The sequence below is a fragment of the Trichocoleus sp. DQ-A1 genome (assembly GCF_039961955.1).
Classification (GTDB): domain Bacteria; phylum Cyanobacteriota; class Cyanobacteriia; order Cyanobacteriales; family FACHB-T130; genus FACHB-T130.
In genome coordinates, this window is sequence record NZ_JAMPKE010000002.1 from 191,690 (window position 1) to 209,063 (window position 17,374).

The window sequence follows — 17,374 nt, forward strand, 5'->3', positions numbered from 1 at the left end:
AAGAAGTTTGTTCTTTCTTAGAACTGTTTAGTTTTGCAGAGGGGGAGATTTCCACCAATGCTGATGTTGAACTAAGGTGTGAACTTGCCAGCTTGGCGAGGTTTGATAGAAGTCAGTTCGGTAGTGTCCGCCTCGACTCTCTGTACGAAAAGCAGCACTTTTGAGAATTAGATACGCTACATCTAATAAGTTGTGGGTTTCTCCCCAAGTTCGCAGTTGTTGGTCGGCATCGGGTAAGTCGAAACTAGCCCGCTGACCGGGGATTAAATTCATCAGGTACTGACTCAGAGACAGAGCAGCAAATTCTTGTTGCCAAACTTCGATTTGAGCGATCGCATTCTCTAAAACCTCTTGCGAGCGACAAATTCCAGCACTTTGCCACACTAAGCGCGGTAACTCTTGCCGTAAAGCTTCAATTTTGTCTCGTTCGGTCGAATCGCAGATGAATGATGAGGGATGAGAGAGAGTCAAAGGGGAAAGTTCTCCCATGCTTCCACTGTCTGGTTTTTCTTGTGTTGTTTCATCCTGCATCCTTGCTGTTTGAGCCTTTCGAGTCTTTCCTTCTTGCTTCTGACTGCTTTCTAAATGAGCCAGTTGGGCACCAAACACCAAACATTCCAGGAGGGAATTACTGGCGAGACGATTGGCACCGTGAACGCCAGTACTAGCTGTTTCCCCAATCGCATATAAACCGGGAATCGAGGTACGATTCATTAAATCGCTGGCGATGCCTCCCATCCAGTAATGAGCTGCTGGCGCAACCGGAATTGGCTCCTGAAAGACATCAATCCCCCACCGCTGACACACCTGGATAATGTTAGGGAAACGGTGGCGAATCTTTTCTTCGGGAATTGGGCGCAAATCCAAGAAAACGTGGCCTGTCGCAGGGTCGGCTGCGATTTGCTGCAAGTGGCTGAAAATCGCTCGACTGACAACATCTCTCGGTGCGAGTTCACCCGCTGGATGGTAATCAAAGGCAAATCGTCGTCCTTGGGAATCGACCAGATGAGCGCCTTCCCCCCGGACTGCTTCGCTAATCAAAAAACGAGGCGCACCCGGCTTGGTGAGGGCTGTAGGGTGAAATTGGACAAATTCTAAGTCTCGCAGGATAGCCCCAGCACGCCACGCGATCGCTACCCCATCTCCCGTACTGACCGATGGATTTGTCGTTTGAGCAAATACTTGACCTCCGCCGCCTGTCGCCAGCACCACCGCACCCGCCCTTATCCAGCTAATCTGATTTTGGTAAACCAGGCAAATTCCCTGGCACTCACCAGTTTCAGGATTGAGCCACAGACTTAGGGCAAATGCTTGAGAGATAACCTGGATATTCTGGCGGCGCAGCACTTGTTCGGTTAAGGTACTCACCATTGCGCGACCTGTCGTATCGGCAGCATGAAGCACGCGGGGACGAGAATGAGCCGCCTCTAAGGTCAAAGCGAGATAGGTTCCTTTGCGGTCAAAGGCAACGCCCATATCCACTAGCGAATCAATGCAGGATGCAGCCTCCTCTACAAGAAACTGTACCGCTTCTTTGTCACACAAACCCGCCCCTGCCCGCATTGTGTCCTCAATGTGCAGCAAAGATGAGTCTGTCGGGTCAATTGCAGCCGCGATGCCGCCTTGCGCCCAGTCGCTGGCAGAAAGGGGCAGAGTATCCTTTGTAATCAAACCAACTTGATACGAGTCTGGCAGGCAAAGCGCTGCATAAAGTCCGGCTGCACCAGCGCCTACTACTAAGACATCAAAGTGGATAGGTATTTCCTGCTGGGGTAAAGATTCTGAGCTTATAGGGTTCAATGATAAGTTCCTTAATACTTCCACTCATAATAAATAACCCACTCCATTGAGGAGTGGGTGGTGAAAATGAGTCGTTAGGGGCGAATGTTCTTTTGAGGGTCTAGATTCTGAATGCAAGGTTAAGTTGATCTCACCCAGCTTGCAGAATCTTTTCCCGGATAGTCACGACTCAGCACGGTTAGCAAATCGCTAAGTTTATGCTCAAAGAGCTATAGTACTCAGCACTTTATCAGCGCTTTAGTAGTAGCCGTTGTTATAGCGATCGCCACCTTCCACGAAGCTTGATTCTATTTCTGTCACCGTGAAATTATCCAGGTTCGCTTGAAGCCGTTCTTTTTGACCGTCACTTAGCCCTGGAATTTGCAGGACATCTTCTACTTTCTTGTAAGGTGCATTATCGACAACTTTGCGAGCCAGAGTGGGGTACAGCCCTGGATATTGCCGAAACGCTCGCACATTGGTGTTGTTCAAGTCAATCTTTTTCCCGAACTCGGTGGCTAGCTTATCGTCCGCCCGATTCCGGAGGGGTGCCTCGACTGCTGCCAACACTGATGAAGAGTGCAGTGCTACACCCGTCAAATCGGCTGCAATAGCGCTTTTGGGCAGCCCCATCCATCCTAAGCAGCTCACCAACATAGCCAACACTGTCAGCAGACGAACCAATCGTTTCATAAACTTAAATCCTCCTGACACAGCATGATTGAGGGTACCATGTCCTCAACTATTAGTTTAATTTTTGTTTTCTATCCTCTCATCTTATTACCTCTCGGTACCCACTCCACCTCAACTCTGGAACAATTGGAAGTTGGTTAGTTTTCCCAAATCTTAATAAAGAGCTAAACTCCGACCGGGAAACTGGGGTTTTATGGCAATATAGAAGATCGTTCCTCAAGGTAGTTCACAGGAAATCCGATATGGTTCTTAGATTAGGCGACCAAGTACCCGACTTCACTCAGGATTCTACACACGGTCAAATCAACTTTTATGAGTGGGCTGGCGATAGCTGGGTAGTGCTATTTTCTCACCCCGCAGACTTTACGCCCGTTTGCACCACAGAACTTGGCGAAGTCGCTCGTCTCAAGCCAGAATTTGACAAGCGCAACGTGAAGGCGATCGCACTTAGCGTCGATGATGTTGACTCCCACAAAGGTTGGGTTGGTGATATCGAAGAAACTCAGAGTGTTGGTCTTAACTACCCAATTCTGGCAGATCCGGATAAGAAGGTCTCTGACCTTTACGACATGATCCACCCCAACGCCGCCAACACCGTAACGGTTAGATCGGTCTTCGTCATCGATCCGCAGAAGAAACTGCGTCTCACCTTCACCTACCCCCCCAGCACCGGACGTAACTTCGATGAATTGCTGCGGGTAATCGATTCGCTGCAACTGACGGATCACTACAGCGTAGCCACTCCAGTTAACTGGAAAGAGGGAGACGATTGTGTAATCGTTCCTTCGCTAAAAGATCCGGAAGTGTTAAAAGAGAAATTCCCTAAAGGTTACACGGAAATCAAGCCTTACCTGCGGATGACTCCCCAACCGGACAAATAGTTTTGAGTAGGTAAGTGAGCGATCGCTCGCTAGATTGCTCACTAGATAATTAACAATAGCCTGATGGGTCGAAAGCTAATCGTCCGTCAGGCTATTTTCATTGGTTTGAGTGAGCCAACAGTAAAATTTTGGAGTAGGCGTTGCCCACTCTAACTGAATCGAGGAAATCCAGAATGCTTTCTTCTCCCCTAGTTGTGCGAATTCCGCCATCAATGCCAATGACAGACGAACAGTTTTTTGAGTTCTGTCAAATTAACCGCAACTTACGCATTGAACGGAATAAAACTGGGGAAATCGTCATCATGCCCCCAACTGGTTCAGAGACAGGAAACCGAGAAGGTAATATATTCGGGCAGCTCTGGTTATGGTCAGAACAAGACGGCACGGGGATAACTTTTTCTTCTAGCACGGGATTTATTCTATCAACAGGTGCAGAAAGGTCGCCTGATGCTTCATGGATAAAACTGGAACGATGGAATGCTTTATCCCCAGAACAACAGCAAAAGTTTGCCCCTATTTGCCCTGATTTTGCGATTGAACTGAGGTCAGCTTCGGACAACTTAAAGCCTTTGCAAGAAAAAATGCTCGAATACATGAGCGAGGCAGGATTCCAGCTAGGCTGGTTGATTGACCGAAAAAACCGCAAAGTTTATATCTATCGTCCCAGTCAAGAAGTGGAATGCCTAGACAATCCCGACACGGTAAGTGGCGATCGCGTTTTGCCTGGATTTTCCCTCAACATGACTAAAGTTTGGTAAAAGTCGAGTCGGACTACCGCGATACGCCAAAATTTTTATAGGGAAGAACTTAGGTAATTTCAGAATGGATATCAAAAAGGGTTTTGTAGAGACAGTTGGCAACACACCGCTCATCCGCTTAAACAACTTCAGCGATGAAACAGGTTGTGAAATTCTGGGAAAAGCAGAATTTCTCAATCCAGGCGGTTCTGTGAAAGACCGGGCAGCACTTTATATCATTGAAGACGCCGAAAAAAAAGGTTTGCTCAAACCTGGCGGTACAGTCGTTGAGGGAACCGCCGGGAACACCGGCATCGGTTTAGCTCATATTTGCAACGCCAAGGGCTACAAATGCCTGATTATCATCCCAGATACCCAGTCTCAGGAAAAGATGGATGCTTTGAGGACGCTGGGCGCAGAAGTTCGTCCCGTTCCAGCTGTACCTTACAGCAACCCCAACAACTATGTCAGGCTCTCCGGCAAAATTGCGTCTGAGATGGAAAACGCGATTTGGGCGAATCAATTTGATAATTTAGCCAATCGACAAGCGCACTACGAAACTACCGCAAAAGAAATCTGGGAACAAACGGACGGTAAAGTTAATGCTTGGGTTACAGCCACGGGAACTGGCGGCACCTTAGCGGGTGTAGCGATGTACCTGAAAGAAAAAAATCCTGCTGTTAAAACTGTCTTAGCAGACCCGATGGGCAGCGCCCTCTACAGTTATATCAAGACGGGTGAGACGAAGAGTGAGGGCAACTCAATCACAGAAGGGATTGGCAATAGCCGCGTCACCGCCAATATGGAAGGTGTACCGATAGACGATGCTATCCAAATTGATGACACCGAAGCGGTACGGGTTGTCTACAGACTCTTAAGAGAGGAAGGACTGTTTCTGGGTGGCTCCACAGGAATCAATGTAGGAGCAGCCGTAGAACTCGCCAAGCAGATGGGGCCAGGTCATACGATTGTGACCATCCTCTGCGATAGCGGCGCTCGTTATCAGTCACGGCTGTTTAATCGGGAATGGCTAGAATCGAAGGGACTTTCACCCGATTAGAAAGGAAGCAAAGGGGAGGCGGTGAAAATTCTCACCGCCTCCCTACCCTCAGCATTTAGTCGTTTTTATCTAACCATTGCTAGCATCCCATTGCCAGCAGCGGGTGCAAGTGCCAGTTCCTTCCACAGCAAGAGCGGCTACGTAGTCGAGTTCCAGTTTCAATTCTTGGAGTGACCAGCGATCGCTTTCAATGCGATCGCCTTCAATGCTCAGCAACATCGCTGGTTCTCCTGGAGCCAGCGTTACCTCAATTTGATCCAGAGGTCGAGCCAGCCCTTCTCCAATTGCTTTTAGATAAGCTTCTTTGCGAGTCCAGGCGTTTAAAAATGCTTGCTGCTTCTGATGTGCAGGCAAGGCACACAAAACGGCATTTTCTCGCGCCGAAAAGAATCGTTTAGCGATCGTTTCAACTTCGGCAACGGAACGAATGTATTCAACATCGACACCGATCTGGCGATCGCGTGTTACTGCATACAGGCAGATATCTTGAGAGTGAGATAAATTAAACTGAAGGTTACTTTCTGCGTGCGTTCCAGCTAATGCTGGCTTGCCACGGGAGCCATAGCAAAATTGCACCTCGACCGGGTTGATTTCTAAATAGCAACCCAAAATTGTCCTGAGCAGACCTCGCCCAATGATGAAACGCTTCCTGTCCCGCTCAAAGTGGAAACGTGCAGCTCTTATTTGCTCATCTTCAGAAAGGATTTGTTGCAGATGCTGAACGTGAAATGCCGATTGGTCGAGGGAAGCACGCCAGACATGGACATCATTGCTCGATAGCGCTAAGTCAGTTGGGGGAGAACGCCACATAGAATCAATATCAGTCATCAGTCTGAGCCATCAATATGAGCCTGTGGTTATCTAAGCTCCAACGTCGCGCCATTTTGAGTCCAGAGAATTACTGAAGGAAGGCTTCTGTTTTAGCGTGTCATCATCACTGAACCCGAACACGCCGACAAAAACTCTTAAGCATTTTCTCGGACTCGATCTAATACAGTTCGCTTAACTCTGCTTTATGTCTTTCTTGTGCATTTGTCCTGCCCGTGAGTTAGGAGACGCGATTCGCGATCTGCACTGCTAAAGAAGTCTGGCTCTCTTACTGTGCCATCTGCCTCTGCATTATATTTTCTACCCATCAGAACGCACCTGAGCGCTTAGATTGGCATCGCTTGGCTTTACCGGGTACTTCTCCTCGCTCGTGGGGCGGAGAGAAGCCATACGCTAACGGCGCTACTGGTAGATTTTTCGGGAAGTAGCCTATCCCTTATTCTTTGAGAAAACTAGTTACTCCGAGATTGCCGTTTCTTCAGTATAGCTGTCTCTCTTTTTTGTAAAAAACAACACTCATACTAAATTAGTTACAAACCTTGACACACATATACAAGAATTTATATAACTGCTTATAGCTAATCCCACACATGGTCAATAAATTTGGCTGAGTATAGATTTCAGAAAATTACTTCAGCATAGCCTTCCGGCTTCTTACTACGAAAGGACTTCAAATCTTTTTGCCATCTTCCAAGCTGTAATGCTTACCAGCAAAGCAATTTAACTTTGCTGGTAGTCGCGTCTTTCGGAAACCAGCTTATACAAAAAGTTTTCATATTTGTAATTTAGATGACAGATTAATCGGACTTAACAATGAAATAACTTTACAAAATCTTTATAAAACTTTTTAGGTGCCATATCAAGAAAAGCAATGTAGGATAAGTTATTTACCGTATTTAGTCTGGAATTTAAAATATATTTTTTTAGTAAAGATTCGTAGAATTACTAGTCTTAAAGATAGACATCAGACCAAAATTGAAAAACTACCGAAAGGTTGATTTTTTTCTCAAGACCACTGTCTGTACCTTGCCGGATTGTTCAAGCTAGAAGCTTTTTTAAAATCTGAACAAAAACAATAAAGAAGATGAATTGTAGTTCTTAACCTTGATATGTCAACTTTCTGGTGCCGCGACCACTTCTCAATAAAGCTAGTAAGTTTCCATTAGTACTTATGAACACCGTTACACCAAGCGATATTGATTCTTCTACAGCTCAAAATTTTTCTACCCTGGTCGAACTGCTGCGGTGGAGGGCACTCCAGCAGCCGGAAAAGGTAGCTTATACTTTTCTGATTGATGGCAAGAAAGAAGGTTCCCAGCTAACTTATGCTCAGCTCGATCGTCAAGCGAGAGCGATCGCTGCCTTGCTACAACAGCATAATGCCAGAGGAGAGCGGGCACTACTGCTTTATCCACAAGGTCTAGAGGTTATTGCCGCTTTTTGCGGTTGCTTATATGCCGGGACAATTGCCATTCCCGTACCCCCACCGGAAGCGGGGCGATTGAAGCGAACCTTGCCCAGACTGCAAGCGATCGCGAAAGATGCCCAAGCTTCATTGGTGCTAACCACCTCTGGCATTCTTTCTCTCGTTGAAGAGTACGACGAGAAAATTCCGGAATTTCAGGCAATGAGCTGGATTGACACCGAGCAGGTAGACCTGTCTCTGGCTGAAACCTGGCAAGATCCAGCCGTAACCAGCGATATGCTGGCCTATCTCCAGTACACCTCAGGCTCCACTTCCACTCCTAAAGGTGTGATGCTCAGCCACAGTAACGTAATGTTCCACTCAGCGAACCTCCAAAAAGCCTGTGGCTACACCCCGGACAGCGTAACTGTGGCCTGGATGCCTTACTTCCACGATTACGGACTGGTTGAAGGACTCATCCAACCTCTCTACAACGGTATCCCCTGCTACGTGATGTCGCCCTTCGCCTTTATCAAACGCCCATTCCACTGGCTCCAAGCGATTTCGCGCTACAAAGTGACTCATAGCCAAGGCCCTAACTTTGCCTACGATCAATGCGTACGTAGGATTACACCAGAACAACGCGCCACCCTGGACTTGAGTAGTTGGCGTGCAGCAGGTAATGCTGCCGAGCCAATCAACCCCCAAGTCATGGAAAGTTTCTACGAAACTTTTGCACCGTCCGGGTTTCAATGGAATGCCTTTTGTCCTGCCTACGGATTGGCTGAGGCAACTCTATTAGTATCCTTCTCTGCACAAACCGCAACGCCCGTTTTGTGCAATCTCGATCCGGCAGCACTAGAAAAAAATCGCATCGTTCCAGCCTCCAAAAATCAAGATATTGTGCGGACAGTTGTTGGATGCGGAACTAAAGTTTGCGACACCAAGATAGCGATCGTGCATCCAGAGAAATTTACTCGATGTGCCGCTGATGAAGTCGGCGAGATTTGGGTGTCCGATCCTAGCGTGGCTCACGGCTACTGGCAGCGACCCGAAGAATCGGAACGCACCTTCCGGGCACGCATCGCAGACACAAATGAAGGGCCATTTCTACGTACCGGCGATTTGGGATTCTTAAAAGATGGCGAGCTATTTATCACGGGGCGCATCAAAGATTTAATTATCATCCGAGGCACCAATCACTATCCTCAAGATATTGAATGGACGGTGCAAGAAAGCCATGCAGCGCTTCGACCCGAACATGGCGCAGCCTTTTCAGTGATGGTGAATGGCGAGGAGCGACTGGTAATTGTCCAGGAAGTCGAGCGTCATACCCAGAATCTAGACACCAATGAGGTCATGGGAGCCATCCGTCAGGTGGTATCGGAACAGCACGAGCTACAGGTTTATGCTGTGGTATTGGTGAAGCCGGGAAGTATCCTGAAAACTTCCAGCGGCAAGATTCAACGTCAGGGTTGTCGAGCAGCTTTCTTAGCAGGAAGTCTAGATGTCGTCGCGGATTGGAGCGAAAATCCTCAAGCCACGGCAAAGTTTCAAAGTCTCAAGGGAGAAGTAGAATCCCTGTTGCAGAAAGTGCAAACTCCTAAATAGCGATTGGGAATTGGGAATTGCGAATTGCTTGCGATTACCCACACCGATAAGCCATTACCCATTACACGGAGAATTCAATGCATCAACTAAAACAGTACTGGGTCGCTGAAGCGCTCGAAAAGGACTTAGGCGATCCAACACAGCCGGAAAGCGTGATGTCTTTCAAAAGCGTCATGGAGCTGGACGAGCGCGAAGAATTTCCAGAAAAAGACGTTGAATGGCTTTATAACTGGAATCTTCATCACTACCACATCCCCGTGGAATACGGTGGAGAGCTGAAATCTTATGAAGAATTCGTCGCTTTTGTTAGAGTTTTGTCCAGACGTGACCTAACGACATCGATAACTTTTAGCACGCTTTTCTGGTCTGGTTTAGTTTGGATGGCAGGCACCCACGAACAGAAACAAAAGCTGGCAAAGTTTATTAAAGATAAACATGGTGCCATGTGTCTTGCTTATTCAGAAAGGGCACACGGAAGCGACCTAGTTGCTAGTGATGTGCAGGCAACTAAGGTTCCCGGTGGTTATCTGCTGAATGGGGAAAAATGGCCAATTAACCGAGCGACAATTTCTGGAATTTCAGTTGTGCTTGCCAAAACAGATGACAGTGGCGGGGCACGTAGCTTATCGCTGTTTGTTGTTGATAAAAGTGAAATTGATCCAGCGGGTTATTCCAATCTTCCTAAGATCAAGACTTTGGGAATTCGCGGTTCTGATATGAGCGGAATCCGTTTTGATAATTGCTTTGTACCTGAAGAAATGCGTCTGGGGCAAGAAGGAGCGGGTTTAGAATTGGGCCTGAAAGGCTTTCATCTAACCCGGACGTTGTGTGCAGCCTTTTCTTTAGGATCGGCGGATACAGCCCTGAGAACGGTGCTGAAGTTTTCTCTAGGACGGAAATTATACGGCAAAACAGTTTTCGATATTCCTCACCCCCGGACTACTTTAGTAGACGCTTTCTTAGATATTTTGGTCTGCGATTGTGTCACGATTGCGGGAGCAAGAAGTTTTCATGTCGCGCCGGAGCAATCTAGCGTTTCGTCTATCTTCGTGAAATATTTTGTGCCTGTAACGGTTGAAAAGTTAGTTCAAAACCTTTCCGTAATTCTAGGGGCACGTTTCTATTTGCGCGAAGGTCACGATGAGGGAATTTTCCAAAAAGTTGTCCGAGATAATGCCATTATTAGCGTGTTTGATGGCAGTACGGTTGTTAACTTGCACGCGCTGATTTTACAGCTTCGTCAGATGGCGAAATACCGGGCGAAAAGAAATGCTGCCACTTATGAGGGATTGCGATCGCGTCTGGAAACCCGGTTTTCTCTAGAAGCACCGCTACCACCGTGCGAACGGGCAAAATTTGAGCTGTTCAGTCGGGGATGCGATGACGTTTTACAAGGTCTAGAAATCTCTCTAGAACACTTGTATAACTTAAAGACAGATTCTAGCGTCGATGCTGAAGTGTTGCAGAAGCTGATAACACTGACAAGCGGCGTCCTCGAAGAACTCGACGCACAGGATGAATTCTTGGCAAGCTCAGGTTTTGAATTCGGACACGATCAATCTCCTGAGTTATTTGAACTAGCTAAGAAGTACTGCACATTGCATGCAGCCGCAGCTTGCGTACATATGTGGATTTACAACCGAAAAGTCTTGGGTGACTTTTTTGCCAAAGGTGAATGGTTGGCAATTTGTCTGAACAGACTCCTGATGACTTTTCGTCCTTCATCAGGTATCATTCCTAGCATTTACATCGAGAATGTTGCCCAAGAACTTCTCAAGCTTGACCGAGAAAATAAGATGTTTTCGATTGTCCCCCTCCAACTAGCCCAAGCTCAATCACCAGAGGAGAAAACCCATGCAACTTCAGAACTCCAGCTCCAAGCCTAGTGAAGATTTAAGCAAAAACAATTTACAAGACGAAAATATGATTGTTGAAAACTCCCCTGCTGAAGCGATTCAATCTTGGCTAGTTACCAAGCTTTCTAAGCAACTTTCGCTCAATGCAAAAACCATTGATGTCCGCGAACCTTTGACGCGCTACGGTCTGGATTCCATCGATGCTGTTACCTTAGTGGGCGATTTAGAAGATTGGCTAGGATGCGAGCTACCTTCTACTCTGCTGTGGGATTATCCGACTATTGAGAAATCTGCTGAATACTTGGTTAAAGAGTTTGATGTCTCAGCGGCAGTTTCTTCAGTTGCGTCTAGCAATGTCAAGGATGCTAGTGACGATAAAACTGAAAAAGTAGAGGCATCTTCCAAGTCTTCTGGCTGGGGCGGTTTGTGGAACCGAATTAGCGGCAGCTAGAGCAAGATATCTGGTTGGTAATTGGGAATTGGGAATTGGTTAAAGATTTTATCGCTGTTGTGGTGACTGTAAATCTTCAACTTCGGACAAGGAAAGATAACCCATTCTTGATGACTAATTACCAATCGCTAAATACTGGATAAGAGAATAACTTTTAAACCCTAGAAAATAGGGAGGAAACAGTCAATTGAATTTCTCTGATTTCTCCTTCTGGTGGGTACTTTTTCTGATCGGCGTTCCCTTCTTCACGGTTCGCTATATAGGCAAGTACCTGAATATTTGGCGAGATTACTTGGATAGTATCGGGTTGATGGTACTGTCGCTGATGCTGTTTGTGAATGCATCGCGCTCCAGCTTTATCATCTTCGCCTTTGAGATTATCTTTAACTATGTGATGGTGCGGCTGATGTTGCGCCGTCGAGGTTGGGAGTCGCAAGCGATCGCAGCCACGGTGATCGGGATCGACATCGCCATCCTTGCCTACTTCAAATACGTGAACTTCTTTGTGGAAGATGTTCTAGGACTATTTGTGGGGGGAGTTGCTGCGAGTTGGCAGCAGAGAGGCGGCATTCCTGGTGCAGGTGCAATTCCTCCAGGAATTTCGTTCTACACCTTCCAGATGGTTGCTTTTGTCGTGGATTCATTCAGAAGCAAAAATAAGCAGCCAATTGGAGTTGTTGATTACATCAACTTTGTTTCCTTCTTCCCGCAAGTCGTCGCTGGCCCGATTGAGCGCCGAGCTGACTTGTTTCCTCAAATTGAATCATTCCGCTTTAAGTTCTCCGCAGAAAACTTTGAGGACGGTCTCAAGTGGCTGTCTTTGGGCTTGTTTATGAAGTTGGTACTGGCGGATAACTTGTCGCCGTACATCAACTTGCAAGAAACAGGAAATGTCTGGCTGGTGTGGCTATCTATCTACTTGTTCACTCTGAGGATTTACTTTGATTTTGCTGGATATAGTTTCATCGCACTAGGTTTAGCTAAATTTGTAGGCGTTCAGCTAACACTCAATTTCATCGCCCCTTACACTTCACCCAGCATCCAAGAATTTTGGCGTCGCTGGCACGTGACGCTGAGTACCTGGTTTCGAGACTACGTTTTCCTTCCTTTGATGGGCGCAAAGAAGCAGTGGGCGGCATTTTATCTGTTCGTCACGTTTACGCTCTCAGGGTTTTGGCACGGAGCCGCTTGGAATTTCATCATTTGGGGTGCGTATCATGGCTTGTTGCTGCTAGTTCTGCGATATGCGGGTCGCCCTTTTTACCGCTTTGTTGGCGAACGTCTATTCATGCCTCAGTTCTTATCGTGGGCGCTAACGTTTGGTTCGGTGATGCTGGGCTGTCTATTCTTCATGGAGTCAGATATGACTCGACTGGGACAGAAGCTGCAAACACTGGTGACGCCTTGGGCGTACTCGTTCTCAAATTTGGGAGCGGCAATGAGTTCCTTTAGTGCGAATGAGGGTGCGGTCTTAGTTTTGATCCTCTTTCTCACAGCGGCGGAATTGTTCTTGGAACACCTCGCAGTTTGGCAAAAACGGACGTGCGAATATGATTTACTGTTATCCCCCTGGTTAACTCGCGTTCTTTTGGGTTTGACCATCTTGCTAGCTGCAAATACCCCCTCTAAATTTATTTACTTCGAGTTCTAATGTGGAAACCTCTAAAGCTTGCTAGTTGGATAGCGGTTGCTGGCTTAGCCTGGTCTGTTGGGTACCTTTACAACGTGCGCTACGGTGGAGAACTGAGCTGGCTGCGTGCTATGTACGAACGCAAGGTAGCGCTGGCAAGCCAAATTGAAGCACCCCACCGCCTTCTAATAACGGGTGGTTCTGGAGCGCACTACACGTTGAATACCAAGCTAATGGAGCAAGAACTTGGCATTCCCGTATTCAACATGGGGTTAGATGGCCCAATTGGTTTAGATGTCATCCTTCCGAGCGTTTTGAGTCAAGTGCGTCGGGGCGACATTGTGCTTCTGATTCCAGAGTACCTGCTGCTGTTGGATGAGGATGGGTTGGGCGATCGCTCTGGTTCGTTTGGGATGGCAATTGGACAGCCGGGTTTGGGAGGAATCCCTCCCAAACAGTTGGCTCTAGACGCAATGATGCTAGGGGTTCCGACTCTTAGAGGAATTACTAAGTCGAGCTTGGAGGTGATTGAAAAAGGAAAAATGACTGGCTACTACTCCGATCCGGTTGACGAACGTGGCGACCCTACCGTAACGAAAGAACGCGCTGGGAACTGGTGGCAGATGACATTTCAAGAACCCGTATCCAAACACGCGCTTCAGCGGATCGCTAAATTCCGTGAAGAAGTCGAGGCAAAGGGAGCAACTTTAGTTCTGTCATTGCCGTGGGTCTATGCGAACAGCAGCGATGAGAAGACGATTCGTAACGTTAAAAAGACGGCTGAGGAACTGAGCAAAATCGCTCCTTTGATCTACGAAAAAGACTCGTTGAACCTGAAGAGTGACTCTAACTTGTTCGCTGATACCCACTATCACCTGAAGCCGGAAGCCAGAACAATCCGGGCAATGGAGCTGGTTCAACAGCTAAAACCAGCGATCGCTCAGCAACTGACAGCGCCCAACTCCACGACCAAAGTGCCGCAATAGCGAATCGCTTTAGCTATTCGCGTTTGATATCAAGCTTATTTACCAAAACCCTGTCAATGATATGGACGGCAAGCTAGACGGTACAAAGCATCAAAGAAAGGTCAGTTCTACTCCCTCTGAATCTGGGAGCGCTACTCCCACCCGGATTTGCATTCTCGGTGGGGGCTTTGGTGGTCTTTACACTGCTTTGTACCTGCGCCGTTTTCCCTTACTCAAATCAAGTCGATGCGAAATTACCCTGGTTGAGCAAAAAGATCGCTTTCTCTTTACCCCCTTGCTATACGAACTGGTGACAGACGAACTGCAAGCGTGGGAAATCGCTCCTTCTTATCAAAAGCTATTAAGAAACACTAATATTCGGTTTTGTCAAGAGACGATTCAGGAGGTTAATTTACAAACGCGCCAGGTAAAGCTTGAATCCGGTGAGGCTCTCGCTTACGACTACCTAGTTTTAGCAGTCGGGGGAGAAACGCGCTTAGAGGGCGTTCCTGGAGCTGGCACTTATGCCCAAACCTTTCGCAGTTTGGCCGATGTAGAGCTTCTGAAACAACAGCTATACGAGTTTGAGCTTTCTGAGCAGGAACAAATGCGGATTGCGATCGCGGGCGCTGGTCCTAATGGCGTAGAACTCGCTTGCAAAATCGCCGACCGGCTACAGAAACGAGGGCAGGTACTGTTGATTGACCGGGGCAATCAAATTCTAAAAACCTTTTCCGCTCATACTCAAGCTGCGGCTCACCGTGCTTTATCAAGTCGTGGTGTGCGGGTAAAACTAGAAACGAGCATCCACCGCATTGAACCTGACCAAATTACCCTAGTTCGGGATGGTCAGATTGACACTTTGCCTGTAGATTTGGTATTTTGGACGGCTGGAACCCGGCAGCTCGATTGGGTGCGCGAACTTGATTGCCAGCATAATAACCAGGGACAACTGATTTCTTGCCCTACCTTACAATTAGTTGACTATCCAGAAGTGTTTGCTTTGGGGGATTTGGCAGAAATTTACAATCCCCGTGGCGCACGGGTGCCAGCAACCGCTCAAGCCGCTTTTCAACAGGCAGATTGTGCTGCTCGCAACATTTGGGCAGCGATCGCGGGCAAACGCTTACGGCGCTTCCGCTATTTGCACTTAGGAGAGATGGTGACTTTGGGAAAGGGTGCGGCTGCGGTTTCTAGCTTTGGTCTGAATTTAGAAGGGCGCTTGGCATCGATTACTAGACAAGTCGTTTACCTCCAGCGCCTGCCAACCGTGCCTCACCGCCTCCGAGTAGTGAGAAACTGGATTTATCAAGCGATTCGGCGGGTTGTTTTAACAGTCTGGAAGTGGCTGGCAGCAATCCGGCGGTTAGGGTCCAATAGTTTGGGAAAGCGGCGATTGGCGGCGAATTACTCCCGGCGATCTAAGTATTAAATTTAACAAACGGCAATTGCTTACTGCCGTTAACCATGAAAAAATTTTCCATCAAGGTCTAATGTTTTATGGCTTCTACTCAGCAAAAATCTAAAGCCATTTTTACTTCCAAGCTTGAGCAACTGTTTGGGTTAGACCTGCGATCGCTAGCCCTGTTTCGGATTGGTTTGGCGCTGGTTGTTCTTGCCGATTTAATCATTCGGGCGGGGGATGTGACAGCACATTATACAGATGCTGGAGTGATGCCGCGATCGCTACTAACTACTATCTTAAAACCTTGGTATTGGTCAGTTCATGCGCTGGGCGGTCAAACCTGGTTTCAAGCCATTCTATTTTTGCTAGCTGGATTTGTGGCTTTAGCGCTATTGGTGGGATACCGAACCCGGTTAGCAGCGATCGCAACTTGGGCGCTGATGGTATCTCTCCACAACCGAAACCCAGCTTTGATTTTCGCGGCGGATGATGTAATTCGCGCGCTGCTTTTCTGGGCAATGTTTTTGCCCTTGGGCGCTTATTACTCGATTGACAGTGCCCTAAATACATCTACCCAAAAATTACCCAAGCGCATCCTCTCCGGTGCCACCCTAGCACTTACGCTACAGCAATGCTTTATCTACATCTTTTCGGCGGCTTTTAAAGCGAAGAGTCCACTTTGGTGGCCTGATGGCAGTGCGGTTTACTATGCTTTGAGTTTCGACCAATACGCAACACCCTTTGGTCAATTCCTACTTAGTCTGCCTTCTGCACTTTTAGTCTTGCTCACCTTTAGCGCCCTGTGGTTGGAAACTCTTGGTCCCCTGTTACTCTTCGTTCCCGTCCGTACCAGCTTTTTCCGCTGCTGTGCAATTATCTCGTTTATCCTCTTACATATCGGTTTCGGATTGTCGTTTGTGCTGGGGATTTTCCCGTTTCTCAGTACAGCTAGCTGGCTAGCTTTCATCCCGACGGAAGTTTGGGACTCGGTATCTAAGCGGCTGTATACTCCAGAACGAGCTGGACTCCAGATTTACTACGATGCCGACTGTGGCTTCTGCAAGAAGGTTGTCCACCTGATTCGCACTTTCCTGATATTGCCTGCACAGACGCCACTGCTCTTAGCTCAGGACGATCCCTCGATTTTTGCAGATATGCAAGCGAAAAATTCTTGGGTAGTGGTGGATTGGCAAGGAAACAGGCATTTTAAGTGGGAAGCGATCGCTTACGTTTGTAGTTTATCCCCAATATTTAAGCCACTGGTTCCCCTTCTCAAATGGGGACCCGTAATGTCTGTAGGAACGAAATTTTACGAGACAATTGCATCTAACCGCAAGGCTGCTGGTAACTTTACCAAACCTTTCAAGTTCCGTCCCCTTGAAGTACGTTCTTCGCGACCGATGAATATAGTGACGTTACTCTTGCTAGCTTATGTCACTATCTGGAACTTCAGAAGTTTTTCTCCTGAAAAATTCAATCGAAAAGCCTTAAATTCGATTGACTGGATTAGCCGGATTTTGAGGGTAGATCAATCTTGGAGTATTTTTGCCCCCGCTCCCCCCAGAGATGATGGTTGGCACGTAATCCCTGGCAAGCTGAAAGATGGAACTGAAGTTAATGTTTTGAGAGATGGGGAGCCTGTAAGTTGGGAAAAGCCGAGTCGGAAGAGTCGAAACGCCCTCTATCAAAATATGCAATGGCGCACCTATTTCATAAACCTCAATCGCACCATCGGCAAAAAGCTTTATCCCTACTATGGACAATACCTCTGCCGCGACTGGAACGCTCGGCACCAAGGTTCAAAACAACTAGATAACTTTGAAATTGACTTTATGAACGAGAGAACCGTGCCACCCGGTCAACCTCAGAATGTCGAGAAGAAGCCCGCTTGGCAGCAATCCTGCTCACAGAATCCCGAACAATATCAGTGAGGCTCGTCAAAGAAAAAGTTTGCTGTGACAAGTTTAAAACACTTATCATTCAAACTTTCTCTAGTCGATTGGCCGGATAAAACTTAGTATTTAAAGTTTGCGTTTTTTCAGTCGCATTGGCTTTGTCTTTTTTCGTTCTAAC

13 protein-coding genes are annotated in these 17,374 nt (G+C 47.4%); 10 read left to right on the top strand and 3 right to left on the bottom strand.

All coding sequences use genetic code 11. The annotated features are described in order from the left end of the window. Positions 1-27 precede the first annotated feature (27 nt). Together nadB and psbU are read right to left on the bottom strand one after the other, a co-directional pair. The gene (gene nadB, locus NDI33_RS03375) at positions 28-1,800 is read right to left on the bottom strand and encodes an L-aspartate oxidase (RefSeq protein ID WP_190674241.1); all 1,773 of its coding nucleotides are present in this window, start codon (positions 1,798-1,800) and stop codon (positions 28-30) included. 237 nt (positions 1,801-2,037) lie between these two features. Beyond that, on the bottom strand, positions 2,038-2,472 hold the full coding sequence (psbU, locus tag NDI33_RS03380; protein ID WP_190415476.1) for a photosystem II complex extrinsic protein PsbU: 435 nt from the start codon (positions 2,470-2,472) through the stop codon (positions 2,038-2,040). A 242-nt stretch (positions 2,473-2,714) separates the two neighbouring features. On the opposite strand from psbU, the gene NDI33_RS03385 reads away from it, so the two are divergent. From NDI33_RS03385 to NDI33_RS03395, 3 genes are all read left to right on the top strand, one after another. Further along, complete coding sequence (locus tag NDI33_RS03385) at positions 2,715-3,353, top strand: peroxiredoxin (RefSeq protein ID WP_190415478.1); 639 nt, start codon at positions 2,715-2,717, stop codon at positions 3,351-3,353. Positions 3,354-3,526: 173 nt separating this feature from the next. Then, positions 3,527-4,111, top strand: coding sequence for a Uma2 family endonuclease (locus tag NDI33_RS03390; protein WP_190674244.1), 585 nt, complete (start codon positions 3,527-3,529; stop codon positions 4,109-4,111). A 64-nt stretch (positions 4,112-4,175) separates the two neighbouring features. Further along, positions 4,176-5,150 carry a cysteine synthase A gene (locus NDI33_RS03395; protein ID WP_190440959.1) on the top strand — a complete coding sequence of 325 codons (975 nt, stop codon included), beginning with the start codon at positions 4,176-4,178 and terminating at the stop codon, positions 5,148-5,150. 69 nt (positions 5,151-5,219) lie between these two features. Here the strand turns inward: NDI33_RS03395 and NDI33_RS03400 are convergent, their stop codons facing one another. Beyond that, on the bottom strand, positions 5,220-5,978 hold the full coding sequence (locus NDI33_RS03400) for a 4'-phosphopantetheinyl transferase superfamily protein (RefSeq protein WP_190674247.1): 759 nt from the start codon (positions 5,976-5,978) through the stop codon (positions 5,220-5,222). A gap of 1,171 nt (positions 5,979-7,149) precedes the next feature. Here NDI33_RS03400 and NDI33_RS03405 point away from each other — a divergent pair. The 7 genes from NDI33_RS03405 to NDI33_RS03435 all read left to right on the top strand — a co-directional run bounded on the left by NDI33_RS03405 (position 7,150) and on the right by NDI33_RS03435 (position 17,232). Continuing rightward, the gene (locus tag NDI33_RS03405; protein WP_190429102.1) at positions 7,150-8,994 is read left to right on the top strand and encodes a fatty acyl-AMP ligase; all 1,845 of its coding nucleotides are present in this window, start codon (positions 7,150-7,152) and stop codon (positions 8,992-8,994) included. Positions 8,995-9,071: 77 nt separating this feature from the next. After that, positions 9,072-10,880 carry an acyl-CoA dehydrogenase family protein gene (locus NDI33_RS03410; protein ID WP_190674250.1) on the top strand — a complete coding sequence of 603 codons (1,809 nt, stop codon included), beginning with the start codon at positions 9,072-9,074 and terminating at the stop codon, positions 10,878-10,880. Continuing rightward, the gene (locus NDI33_RS03415) at positions 10,849-11,301 is read left to right on the top strand and encodes an acyl carrier protein (protein ID WP_190415492.1); all 453 of its coding nucleotides are present in this window, start codon (positions 10,849-10,851) and stop codon (positions 11,299-11,301) included. The genes NDI33_RS03410 and NDI33_RS03415 overlap by 32 nt, the downstream gene beginning before the upstream one ends. Before the next feature lie 187 nt (positions 11,302-11,488). Continuing rightward, positions 11,489-12,952 carry an MBOAT family protein gene (locus NDI33_RS03420; RefSeq protein WP_190674254.1) on the top strand — a complete coding sequence of 488 codons (1,464 nt, stop codon included), beginning with the start codon at positions 11,489-11,491 and terminating at the stop codon, positions 12,950-12,952. Further along, the gene (locus NDI33_RS03425) at positions 12,952-13,917 is read left to right on the top strand and encodes a hypothetical protein (RefSeq protein ID WP_190429098.1); all 966 of its coding nucleotides are present in this window, start codon (positions 12,952-12,954) and stop codon (positions 13,915-13,917) included. Before NDI33_RS03420 ends, NDI33_RS03425 begins: the two co-directional genes overlap by 1 nt. Before the next feature lie 61 nt (positions 13,918-13,978). Continuing rightward, positions 13,979-15,328, top strand: a complete 1,350-nt coding sequence (locus NDI33_RS03430; protein ID WP_190429097.1) for an NAD(P)/FAD-dependent oxidoreductase — start codon at positions 13,979-13,981, stop codon at positions 15,326-15,328. A 68-nt stretch (positions 15,329-15,396) separates the two neighbouring features. After that, positions 15,397-17,232 carry a DCC1-like thiol-disulfide oxidoreductase family protein gene (locus NDI33_RS03435; RefSeq protein ID WP_190674257.1) on the top strand — a complete coding sequence of 612 codons (1,836 nt, stop codon included), beginning with the start codon at positions 15,397-15,399 and terminating at the stop codon, positions 17,230-17,232. Positions 17,233-17,374: the final 142 nt, after the last annotated feature.

Excerpts from the sequence above, each read along its gene's own strand:
- psbU (WP_190415476.1), bottom strand. The coding sequence starts at position 2,472 with ATGAAACGATTGGTTCGTCTGCTGACAGTGTTGGCTATGTTGGTGAGC.
- NDI33_RS03385 (WP_190415478.1), top strand. The coding sequence starts at position 2,715 with ATGGTTCTTAGATTAGGCGACCAAGTACCCGACTTCACTCAGGATTCT.
- NDI33_RS03390 (WP_190674244.1), top strand. The coding sequence starts at position 3,527 with ATGCTTTCTTCTCCCCTAGTTGTGCGAATTCCGCCATCAATGCCAATG.
- NDI33_RS03395 (WP_190440959.1), top strand. The coding sequence starts at position 4,176 with ATGGATATCAAAAAGGGTTTTGTAGAGACAGTTGGCAACACACCGCTC.
- NDI33_RS03400 (WP_190674247.1), bottom strand. The coding sequence starts at position 5,978 with ATGACTGATATTGATTCTATGTGGCGTTCTCCCCCAACTGACTTAGCG.
- NDI33_RS03405 (WP_190429102.1), top strand. The coding sequence starts at position 7,150 with ATGAACACCGTTACACCAAGCGATATTGATTCTTCTACAGCTCAAAAT.
- NDI33_RS03410 (WP_190674250.1), top strand. The coding sequence starts at position 9,072 with ATGCATCAACTAAAACAGTACTGGGTCGCTGAAGCGCTCGAAAAGGAC.
- NDI33_RS03415 (WP_190415492.1), top strand. The coding sequence starts at position 10,849 with ATGCAACTTCAGAACTCCAGCTCCAAGCCTAGTGAAGATTTAAGCAAA.
- NDI33_RS03425 (WP_190429098.1), top strand. The coding sequence starts at position 12,952 with ATGTGGAAACCTCTAAAGCTTGCTAGTTGGATAGCGGTTGCTGGCTTA.
- NDI33_RS03430 (WP_190429097.1), top strand. The coding sequence starts at position 13,979 with ATGGACGGCAAGCTAGACGGTACAAAGCATCAAAGAAAGGTCAGTTCT.
- NDI33_RS03435 (WP_190674257.1), top strand. The coding sequence starts at position 15,397 with ATGGCTTCTACTCAGCAAAAATCTAAAGCCATTTTTACTTCCAAGCTT.